General features: G+C 31.8%; 1 pseudogene. It reads left to right on the plus strand.

Going from position 1 to position 267, the window contains the following annotated elements:
• A pseudogene (locus JR005_RS08750) lies at positions 1 to 267 on the plus strand (hypothetical protein); the annotation flags it as partial.

A 267-nucleotide genomic window follows, 5' to 3' on the forward strand; every position in this document is an offset into this window, starting at 1 on the left:
AGCCAATATACATACATAATAATTTTCATTTTGGAGTTATGGTTTGTTCTGAATTGCAAAATAGCAAATCAAGAATAAGTTTCCAAGGAAAGGTTGATGCTCTTTCAGTACTTAGTTGGAATCAAGATTTAGAAACATTTTCTACATTAATAGAGTCAGCAGCTCTTGATGTTCATGCTTATACAATTCTTGTAAATAATAGATCATATGGTGATAGTCGAATTCGTGTGCCAGCTAAACAATCCTTTAATCGAGATTTAGCAAGAG

It is taken from the genome of Acinetobacter sp. Colony158, from assembly GCF_019264745.1.
Lineage (GTDB): Bacteria > Pseudomonadota > Gammaproteobacteria > Pseudomonadales > Moraxellaceae > Acinetobacter > Acinetobacter ursingii.